General features: G+C 72.4%; 11 protein-coding genes and 3 pseudogenes. 8 read left to right on the top strand and 6 right to left on the bottom strand.

Features of this window, described 5'->3' with window-relative positions:
• Positions 1 to 185: pseudogene (locus ASC99_RS42245) on the bottom strand (sigma-70 factor domain-containing protein); the annotation flags it as partial.
• A 374-nt stretch (positions 186 to 559) separates the two neighbouring features.
• On the opposite strand from ASC99_RS42245, the gene ASC99_RS42240 reads away from it, so the two are divergent.
• Positions 560 to 937, top strand: coding sequence for a helix-turn-helix transcriptional regulator (locus ASC99_RS42240; protein WP_057236038.1), 378 nt, complete (start codon positions 560 to 562; stop codon positions 935 to 937).
• A gap of 53 nt (positions 938 to 990) precedes the next feature.
• Here the strand turns inward: ASC99_RS42240 and ASC99_RS42235 are convergent, their stop codons facing one another.
• On the bottom strand, positions 991 to 1098 hold the full coding sequence (locus ASC99_RS42235; protein ID WP_369825166.1) for a GNAT family N-acetyltransferase: 108 nt from the start codon (positions 1096 to 1098) through the stop codon (positions 991 to 993).
• On the opposite strand from ASC99_RS42235, the gene ASC99_RS41135 reads away from it, so the two are divergent.
• From ASC99_RS41135 to ASC99_RS25205, 4 genes are all read left to right on the top strand, one after another.
• The gene (locus tag ASC99_RS41135) at positions 1061 to 1834 is read left to right on the top strand and encodes a hypothetical protein (RefSeq protein ID WP_057236035.1); all 774 of its coding nucleotides are present in this window, start codon (positions 1061 to 1063) and stop codon (positions 1832 to 1834) included. The two genes, ASC99_RS42235 and ASC99_RS41135, sit on opposite strands and share 38 nt — an antisense overlap.
• Positions 1831 to 2358, top strand: a complete 528-nt coding sequence (locus tag ASC99_RS25215) for a GNAT family N-acetyltransferase (protein ID WP_057236032.1) — start codon at positions 1831 to 1833, stop codon at positions 2356 to 2358. Before ASC99_RS41135 ends, ASC99_RS25215 begins: the two co-directional genes overlap by 4 nt.
• Positions 2359 to 2466: 108 nt before the next feature.
• Positions 2467 to 3582 (top strand): CapA family protein, encoded by a 1116-nt coding sequence (locus ASC99_RS25210; protein WP_057236030.1) that lies wholly within the window; start codon positions 2467 to 2469, stop codon positions 3580 to 3582.
• 45 nt (positions 3583 to 3627) lie between these two features.
• Entirely contained in the window at positions 3628 to 4710 is a 1083-nt protein-coding gene (locus ASC99_RS25205) for a sorbosone dehydrogenase family protein (protein WP_057236075.1), read from the top strand.
• Here ASC99_RS25205 and ASC99_RS25200 read toward each other — a convergent pair.
• From ASC99_RS25200 to ASC99_RS25190, 3 genes and pseudogenes are all read right to left on the bottom strand, one after another.
• Positions 4694 to 5599: an ABC transporter substrate-binding protein gene (locus tag ASC99_RS25200; RefSeq protein WP_057236028.1), complete on the bottom strand. Its 906-nt coding sequence runs from the start codon at positions 5597 to 5599 to the stop codon at positions 4694 to 4696. The genes ASC99_RS25205 and ASC99_RS25200 overlap by 17 nt on opposite strands.
• Positions 5600 to 5803: 204 nt before the next feature.
• Positions 5804 to 6211: pseudogene (locus tag ASC99_RS25195) on the bottom strand (YchJ family protein); the annotation flags it as partial.
• A 43-nt stretch (positions 6212 to 6254) separates the two neighbouring features.
• Entirely contained in the window at positions 6255 to 6629 is a 375-nt protein-coding gene (locus ASC99_RS25190; RefSeq protein WP_057236025.1) for an RNA-binding S4 domain-containing protein, read from the bottom strand.
• Positions 6630 to 6740: 111 nt separating this feature from the next.
• Here ASC99_RS25190 and ASC99_RS25185 point away from each other — a divergent pair, with 111 nt between their 5' ends.
• Positions 6741 to 6965: a hypothetical protein gene (locus tag ASC99_RS25185; protein ID WP_057236022.1), complete on the top strand. Its 225-nt coding sequence runs from the start codon at positions 6741 to 6743 to the stop codon at positions 6963 to 6965.
• A 326-nt stretch (positions 6966 to 7291) separates the two neighbouring features.
• Here the strand turns inward: ASC99_RS25185 and ASC99_RS25180 are convergent, their stop codons facing one another.
• The gene (locus ASC99_RS25180) at positions 7292 to 7888 is read right to left on the bottom strand and encodes an NADPH-dependent FMN reductase (protein WP_057236020.1); all 597 of its coding nucleotides are present in this window, start codon (positions 7886 to 7888) and stop codon (positions 7292 to 7294) included.
• A 149-nt stretch (positions 7889 to 8037) separates the two neighbouring features.
• Between ASC99_RS25180 and ASC99_RS25175 the strand changes: the two genes are divergently transcribed.
• Together ASC99_RS25175 and ASC99_RS41130 are read left to right on the top strand one after the other, a co-directional pair.
• The gene (locus ASC99_RS25175; protein WP_057236017.1) at positions 8038 to 8892 is read left to right on the top strand and encodes a helix-turn-helix domain-containing protein; all 855 of its coding nucleotides are present in this window, start codon (positions 8038 to 8040) and stop codon (positions 8890 to 8892) included.
• 125 nt (positions 8893 to 9017) lie between these two features.
• Positions 9018 to 9225: pseudogene (locus ASC99_RS41130) on the top strand (monooxygenase); the annotation flags it as partial.

Here is a 9225-nt window from a genome sequence, read left to right as displayed (position 1 = left end):
ATCCGCTTGGCGAGCTCGACCTCCTGCTCGGCGTTGAGCAGCGGGACCTTGCCGATCTGCTTCAGGTAGTCCTTGACCGGGTCGGCGGTGGCACCGGCCGTGGCCACCTGCTGAGCGGGCGCGTCGTCGTCGTCCCGGTCGGACAGGACGAAGACCCCGCCCTCCTGCTCCTCGGGCTCGGCGGCGGCCTGCTCCTTGTCGTCCTCCCAGTCGCCGCCGTCCTCCGACGAGGGTGTGGACTGTGGAGCGGCCACCGCAGCCTTGGCTGCCGCCCGCTTGACGGGACGCTTCTTCTCGGCGACGGAAACCCTGCTGGTCGAGCTGAGCGACACGAGGAGCCTCTCACAAGGGGGAGTGGGACAACGCGGTACGGGAACTCGTTCCCGCGCGACAACACCTCCCCGTTCATCGCGGGGCAGGTCGATCCGTTACGGATCGAATTACGTGACGTGGACCACGGTATTGCGCCTAATGGCCGAAAGGACTCCGCCGGCAGCACCGGCGTGGGTGTTAGATCCGTAGTGACATCGAGGCTAGGGTACTGCGCGGAGGTGGCTTGATGACGGAACCGGGGTCGTTGTTCCAAGCAGTGGACGCGCTGCTCGCGAAAGCCGAGGAGCTGCCTCCCCCTGCGGAGCGGGCCCGCCTGCGCAGAGCCGCCCGGTTGACCCAGCAGCAGATCGCGGACGCCCTGCAGGTGAAACGCGAGACCATTTGGACCTGGGAGAAGGGGCGGGTCGAGCCCCGGACGCCCCAACGCGAAGCATACGCGCGCCTGCTCCGGGGACTCGCCGAGCGCTTCCAGGAGCCGCCGGCGCCGCCGGAGGGGTCGGAGCCCGAGGGTCCGGTGGTGGAGGTGTCCGCAGCCGCCCCCGAGGTGCAGCCCGCGCCGGTTACCACGCCTGCGGCTCCCGTGGCGCAGCCGGCACCTGGGTGACTGCTGCCGGGTCGCTATGGCGCCGTCGGGCCGGCTGACGCCCGCCCGCCGGGTCAGAGGGCGGTGAGGGTGGCTTCCTCGAAGTCCAGCACCGAGGTGAAGCCGAGGCGCTCGTAGAGCCGGATGGCGGTGGTGTTGTCGGCGCGGACGTTGAGCCCGATGTGGTCGACGGTGCCGGCCAGCAGCCGGCAGAGCTCGGCGACGCAGGCGGCGGCCGCCCGGATGGGTGGTCACGTTGCCGAGGGCGGCCACTCGGTGAGCAGGGGAGTGGACGTGTACGCCGGCGACCGCGACCAGGCTGCCGGAGTCGTCCCGGGCGCCCAGGTAGTGGCCGGTGTCGAGCATCCGCTCGTCGAACCAGTTGCCCGGGTAGCTCGCCGCGAACAGGGCGGCCAGCTCCGGCAGATCGGCCCGGCTCAGCGGGCGGGGCCGCCAGTCGCCGACCGGGTGCCGGTCGGCCGGCGTGGGGTCGGTGAGCACCATCCGCCGCAGCGTGCCGTGGCTCTTCACCGCGTAGGCGGTGGACAGGACTTGGAGCGAGTCCGCCGACAGATGGGCGAGGAAGCGGCGCGGCAGTACGGGCAGCAGCGCGCTCGCGAGTGCCCGCGATTCGGCGGCCTGTTCGGGGCGGACGAGCCCGAGCAGGGTGGGCGGCTCACCGACGTTGTACAGCAGGGCCACCGGGCCGTCGTCGCCGAGCGCGTACCAGGTGGTGTGCGGCCACAACAGGTCGTCGAGATCGCCGAGTTCCATCTGATGGAGCGCCGGGTCACGCCCGAGACGGGCGGCCAGAACGGCCTTGTCGTGCAGGCTGAGCAGGGACATCCGCTCACCCTATCCGGGGCACCACGGCCCCGTTGTCGGGCGGCGGCGGTGAAGGGGATCATGTCGGGATGACTGATCATCAGCTTCCGCCCGCCCCGGTCCGGCTCGCTCGGTACACGGAGGACGACAAGGCCGAGATCCTCGGCGACACCACGGACGCGTTCGGCGTCGCCCACCTCGGACTGACCTGGCTGCCCAAGGAGGAGCACTTCGGCATCCGGCTGGACGGGCGCCTGGTCGCGCACACCGGCCTGCTGCGGCTGCCGATAGCCATCGGCGAGCTGGAGACGGAGGTGATGGGCGTCGGCGGGGTGGCGGTCGCCGCCGACCTGCGCGGGCGCGGGCTGGCCCGGGCGGTGGTGGGGGCGGCCCTCGAGCATGCCAGGACGGCGGGGCCGCCGTACGGGCTGCTGTTCTGCCGACCGCAGATCGCCCCGGTGTACCGACGACTGGGCTGGCAGCCGGTGGCGGGCGAGGTCGAGGTCGAGCAGCCCGGCGGGGTCGTGGTGATGCCGCTGTGCACGATGTGGACGCCCCTGCGCGAGGGAGTGGAGTGGCCGGCCGGTGCGGTGCGGCTGCGCTCGCTGCCGATGTGAAGGCGGAGTGGATCCGGAGTCCTTCCCTCCGTATTTGTGGAGGGGGCATGGAGAACCTGTGGGGCGTGTCGGTAGTCTCTCTGCCACATCGACTCCGGGGGAAATCCAATGCGCCGCGCCGTGTCCGCTGCCGTACTGCTGGTCAGCCTGTCCTGCCTCGTCTCGTGCGGCAGCGAACCGCCCTCCAGAGCCGCGGACCACGTGGACAGGGGTACGTCCGGATCCCCGGCGGCGACGGGTGGTTCGGCAGCACCGTCGCAGCCGGCGGCCGGCAACCCGGCGGCGACCATCACGATCGCCTTCGCGGGCGACGTGCACTTCGAGGGCCGGACCGAGGCCCGGCTCAACGTCAAGGCACCCGAGCAGGCGCTCGGACCGATCTCCAGGACGCTGGCGGCCGCCGACCTCTCGGTGCTCAACCTGGAGACCGCGATCACCGAGCGGGGCGCGCCGGAGCCGAAGACGTACACCTTCAGGACGCCGGCCAGTTCGCTCAAGGTGCTCCAGGACTCCGGCGTGGACATCGTCTCGCTGGCCAACAACCACGCCGTCGACTTCGGTCCGTCCGGCCTGGCCGACACCCTTGCGGCGAAGGCGAGTTCGCCGATACCCGTGGTGGGCTTCGGCAAGAACGCCGAGGAGGCGTTCGCGGCCCACGTGGCGGACGTGAAGGGGGTCAAGGTCGCGGTGCTCGGGGCGAGCCAGGTGGTCGACCTGACCAACCAGAAGTGGCGGGCCGGCGCCGACAAGCCCGGCATCGCCTCGGCGCTGGAGGCGGACGCGCTGGTCAAGGCGGTGCAGAAGGCCAAGACCCAGGCCCCGGTGGTGATCGTCTACCTGCACTGGGGCGAGGAGGGCGTGGCCTGTCCGACCGGCGCGCAGACCACTCTGGCCAAGCGGCTCGCAGGTGCCGGTGCCTCGGCGGTGGTCGGCACCCACGCCCACACGATGCTCGGTGCGGGCATGCTCGGTGACACCTATGTCGCCTACGGATTCGGCAACTTCCTCTGGTACGGCACCTCCAGCTACGCCAACTCCAACGAGACCGGCGTCACCACCCTCACCCTGACCGGCGAGGGCAAGGTCACCGGCGAGGTCTTCACTCCGGCCCAGGTCAACTCCCAGGGCGTCCCCGCCCCGGAGACCGGCGCCGTCGCGACCGCTTCGCTGAAGCGCCGGGACGGGCTGCGCGGCTGCACCGGGCTGGCCGCCGTCCCGAAGTAGCGCCCGATGTGCTGCGTCTGAGGATGTGGTGTGCTGGAAGGGAAGATGCCACCGGAGGTCGCCGTGAGAGCCGCACCCGTCGCCGTTCTGCTGGCAGCCCTGCTGCTGACCGCCTGCGGGGCCGTCGGTCCTGCGGTGGAGGGCCCGGCCACGAGCGGCCCGGCGAACAGCCCGGCGGTCGGCACCGTGGCCGGGGGACTGGACACACCCTGGGGCGTGGTCCAGCTCCCGGACGGCGACCTGCTGGTGGGCTCGCGGGACGAGGGGCGGATCACCCGGGTCCCGCTCCCGGGCGGGCCGCGAGTGGATCTCGGCGCCGTCCCCGGGGTACGGCCCGGCGGCGAGGGCGGGCTGCTCGGGCTGGCGCTGTCGCCGGGGTTCGCCACGGACCGGCTGGTCTACCTGTACTTCACCGCCGAGCAGGACAACCGGATCGTCCGGATGCGCTACCAGGACGGACAACTCGCCGACCCACAGGCGGTGTTGACCGGTATCCCGAAGGGCAGCAACCACGACGGCGGCCGGATCGCGTTCGGCCCGGACGGCATGCTGTACGCGGGCACCGGCGAGACGGGCCGCAGTGCGCTCGCCCAGGACCGGGCCTCGCTCGGCGGCAAGATCCTCCGGATGACCCCGGAGGGTGCGCCCGCGCCCGGCAACCCGTTCCCCGGCTCGGTGGTGTTCAGCCTCGGCCACCGCAACGTGCAGGGCCTGGCCTGGGACGGCCAAGGGCGGCTGTGGGCAGCCGAGTTCGGGCAGAACACCTGGGACGAGCTCAACCTGATCGAGCCGGGCGGCAACTACGGCTGGCCCACCGTCGAGGGCAAGGCCGGGCGGTCGGGGTTCACCGATCCGTACGCCCAGTGGACCACCGCCGAGGCGTCGCCGTCCGGGATCGCCTACGCCGACGGCGCGATCTGGATGGCGGCCCTGCGCGGCACCCGGCTGTGGCAGGTCCCGCTGGACGGCGGTGCGCCGACCGCCCATCTGACCGGGCAGTACGGCCGGCTGCGCACGGTGCTGGCCGACCGGGACGGCACGCTGCTGGTGACCACCAGCAACACCGACGGACGCGGCCACCCCCAGGCCGGGGACGACCGCGTCCTGCGGTTCAGCGTCCCCCGTTGATCACGGCGCTGGTGACCGCGCCGCCCTGGACGTTCCACTTCGCCAGCACCTTGTCGTACTCGCCGTTGCGGATCAGCTGGTCCAGGACCTTGGCCAGCACGTCGCGCAGGGCGGCCCGGTCCTTGCGCACGGTGATCCCGTACGGGCTGGTCTGGAACTGACCGCCCGTCACCTGGAAGGTGCCCTTGCCGCGGCCGGTGCGGGTGTTGTACTCGGCGACCGGGTAGTCGTTCAGGTCGGCGACCGCCGTACCGGCGGCGAGTTCGGCGAGGGCCTGGTCGTCGGTGTCCAGCCGGTGGATCCGCAGCGGCTTGTTGGTCCTGGTGCAGGCCGAGGTCTGCAGTTGGGCGATCTCGTCCTGGACGGTGCCGCGCTGGAGGGCGACGGTCCGCCCACAGAGGTCGTCCAGTGAGCCGATGCCCAGCGGGTTGCCCTGCTTCACCAGGATCGAGGTGCCGGTGACGAAGTAGTCGACGAAGTCGACCCCGGGGTCGATCCGGTTGCCGGTCTCGTCGGTGCCCTGCTGGCGGCGGCGGGTGTCGATCACCGCGGACATCGCCAGATCGACCTTGCCGTCCTGGACGGCCGGAAGCACCTCGGCGAACGGCAGGTCGACGAACTGGACCCGCAGCCCGAGGAAGGAGCCGAGCGCGGCGGCCAGGTCCGGGTCAAGACCGGTCGCCGTGCCGTCGGCGGCCTTGAAGTCGACGGGCGGGTAGTTGAGGTCGGAGGCGATCTTCAGGACACCGGAGTCCCGGACGGACTGCGGCAGCCGGTTGCGCAGCTCGGTTTTCGAGCCCGGGGCGGCCGAGGTGACGCTGCCGCACGCGGCCAGCGTCAGGCAGCCCACGGCCACCAGGGCGCGCGTGGGTATGGCGGAGACGTGCATGAGGGTGCAACTTCCTGAGGGAGGGAAGAGTAGACGCGGTCACCGCTGCCGGCTGCCGGGGTACGCAGCGGGTCGGGCCTGCTCGCATCGCCCCTGATACCGGTGCTGGATGAGCACCCGGCCGGTCGGCTGAGAGGCCCGCCTACGGCTGGCGGGACGGCCATCCTCGCACCTCACGCCCCTGGCACCGGCCGCCCTCAGTTCGAGTGCGTCCCGGTACACCCAGGCGCCGTTCTCCCGGGCGAACGCGCTGCGCTCGCTCATCACGCCCTGCTCGCCCTGGTGCACGAAGTGCGCCCGGAAGGTGACCGTGCCCTCGGTGTGGAACGCCCCGCCCTCGGTGCTCGCCAGCACCTCCAGCCGCTGCCAGCGCAGCTCCAGGTCGAAGTCGACCGACGGCGGCCTGGTGGTGGCGGCCCAGGTGCGCAGCAGGTACGCCTCGTCACCGACCACGAACGCGCTGTACCGCGAGCGCATCAGCTGCTCGGCCGTACCGGCCGCCAGCTCGCCCCGGTGCAGGCGGCCGCAGCACTCCCGGTAGGCGGCGGGAAGGCCGCAGGGGCAGGTCGCGGTGGCGGCGGGGCGCGGGGATGGCTTCGTGCGTCGTGACATGCCCCTATTCTGCGGCCTCGCGATCACCGGCCGCGCAAGCTCCCTACTGTCCGCGCAGTCGCTCCATGTCCCGGCGGTCGCGCTTGGTCGGCCGCCCGGCGCCCCGGTCCCGGATGCCCGCCATCTCGGCCTCCGCACGCGGCGGCGGGGGCGGGGTGTCGTCGCGGTAGCACTCGGCCGCCACCTCGGCGCCGACCCGCTTGCGGATCAGTTTGCGGACCGTGACGATCCGCTCCAGCCCGGCGTGGAACAGCCGGACCACATCGCCCTCGCGCACGGCCTGCGCGGGCTTCACCCGTTCGTCGTTGATCCGCACGTGCCCGGCCCGGCACTCGGCAGCGGCCAGGGACCGGGTCTTGGTGAGCCGGACGGACCAGATCCAGGCGTCCACCCGTACGCTCGACTCGTCGGTTGCCATGACCCGACCCTATCGCCTGGGCCGGGGCGGAAAACTGTTTGCCCAGCTCGACGGCGCGCGACACGCTGTGGCGGTCCGCCCCGCACGCGCCACGAAACGAGCAGTCAGCAGATGCCCGCACCTTCGGGATTCGAGTACCAGCAGCGCCCCGACGGAACGGTGGTGATCATCCATCACCGCAAGCCCGCCGGGACCCTGCGCGGCGCCCGCGCCGGGGAGTTCCTCGCCGAGATCGAGGCGGGCAACCCCCAACTGGTGATGGCCCGCTGGACCGGCCACTACAAGCACGGCAACGAACGCGCCGCCCGGCAGCACCCGCGCAACCAGGGACGCTGAACCCGCGCTTCCCCGGTCCGACCTCCTGACGTTGCGGACGGGAGCGGCAGGTCAGCCGTCTCGCCAGGTCGCGCAGTGGGGCTCATGCCAGCGAGTGCGGATCGCGGTGCCGTTCAGGGCGACGTGCTCGGTCATCGTGGTGATGCAGCAGGTGCTGCCGGCCGGCCGGGGCAGCCGCCGGGCTGACGGAGCGGGCACCTCCGGTGCCGGGATCCCGGGGGGCCGGAGGCCGTGCTCGTACGGTTCCCCTGATGCGTGTGTCATCGCCCCAGGATGACCGAGCCACCCGTAACCGGCACGGCGGGGCACGCCGCTCGCTGGGCCGATCAGGCGTACGGGCGGTCTCGGCGGGCGTCGTGCAGGACCGATCCCCACCAGTCCAGCTGGTCGAGCATCACCTTGGCTGCGGCGTCCGGGCCTTCGGGTTCCAGCAGCGTCCCGTCCGGGCCGAACAGCAGGTAGTAGCGGGGGAAGGAGACGTAGTCCCGAACGGTGTGCGCCTGCAACTCGTTGAAGACCTGCCGGAGTTGCTCGATGGCGAGCAGGCCGCCGCTGGCGCCGCTGTAGCCGACGAAGCCGATCGGCTTGGCCCGCCACTCGGTGTAGTGCCAGTCGATGGCGGCCTTCAGGGAGGCGGGGAAGCTTCGGTTGTAGTCAGGCGTGACCACGACGACGGCGTCGGCCGCCGCGAGCCGCCGGGTGAGTTCGGCCATCTCGGCGGGGCGGGGCAGGTCGGGCTGCAACGCCGGTGGCACCGAGGGGAGTTCGAGTGGGACGGGGGTGTCGGCGAGGTCGATCACGTCCACCGTGAACCGGCCGTGCTGCTCGGCCTGCCGGGCGAACCAGCGGGCGACCACCGGTCCGAACCGGCCGTCGCGGACGCTACCGATGATCACTGCGAGGTTGAGCGGCTGACTGGTCATGACTGTGCTCCTGGACGGACTCGACGAGGTGACCCCGAGTGGGGTGTGGGCTCCAACCTGCCGGTTGCGGCCGGAGTCAGGGAGACCGGGCGAAGACTGGTAGTGCGGGGGCCACGATCCGGTGGGTGTCCGGCTGTTACGTTCGACGGGTGAGCGACAACGAGTTGGGACTGTTCCTGCGCACCCGCCGCGAGGCCGTCGCACCGGCCGATGCGGGGCTGGCCGTCGGCCCGCGCCGCCGCACCCCCGGGCTGCGCCGGGCCGAGCTGGCGACGCTCGCCGGGGTCAGCGTCGAGTACGTGACCCGGCTGGAGCAGGGGCGTGACCGCCATCCGTCCGTGCAGGTGCTCTCCGCGCTGGCCGACGCACTGCGGCTGACCGTGGGCGAACGCGTCCACCTGCACCGGCTGAGCAAGGCGGTGGGCGGCGCCTTCAGCTGTATGGGCGGCGCGGCTCCGAACCGCACCGTCCGCCCCACCGTGCAGGCACTGCTCGACCACCTCGAACCAGCCCCCGCCCTGCTGCTCAACCGCCTCGGCGAGATCCTGGCCTGCACCGCCGGCTACCGGCGGCTGGCGGAGCCGATCGGACTGCTGGACGGCGCACAGCCGAGCCTGGCCCGCTACGTCTTCACCGACCGGCGGGCCAGGACCGCCTACCCGGACTGGGACAAGGTGGCGGACCAGCAGGTGGCAGCCCTCAAGCAGGGACCTGGCCGGGCGGACCAACAGGTGGCGGCGCTGATGGACGAACTGACGGTCGCCGCAGGAGCGGAGTTCACCGCACGGCTGGACACCCTGCCCGGGCTGCCGGACGCCACCGGGATCGACCGGCTGCTGCACCCGGAGGCGGGCGAGCTGCGGTTGGCGTACGAGACCCTCCAGCTGCCCGCCGACGACGACCAGCGACTGATCGTCCAGCTGCCCGCCGACCCGGCCACCGCCGCCGCGCTCGACCGCCTCACCGGCTGGCGCCCGGGCGCCCTGCGGATGGTACCCGCCTGATCCCGACCGGGGCCGCCGAGGATGGCCCTGACTCGTTCGGGTCTCCCCCTGCGCGTACGCAAGTGCCGTGCGGGGGAAGGCCGGTAGGGTGACGAGCAGTCAGGGCGTCCAACGGAGGAGCGGCAATGCGTGGTGGCCGGGTCGCGGTGGTCGGCGGGAGTATCGCGGGTTGCGCGTTCGCTTCGGCGGCGGCCCGGGCGGGCGCTGCCGAGGTGGTGGTGCTGGAGCGGACCAGCGGCCAGTTGGCGGATCGCGGGGTGGGCCTGTGCATCCACGACGACCGGGCCGCGGAGCTGACCGGGGCCGGCGCGCTGGCCCCGGGGATCGCCACGC

It is taken from the genome of Kitasatospora sp. Root107 (assembly GCF_001424875.1).
In the GTDB taxonomy this organism is placed as follows: domain Bacteria; phylum Actinomycetota; class Actinomycetes; order Streptomycetales; family Streptomycetaceae; genus Kitasatospora.
The sequence above is the reverse complement of the archived record's forward strand: the minus strand, read 5'-3'. Positions and strand labels throughout refer to the sequence as shown.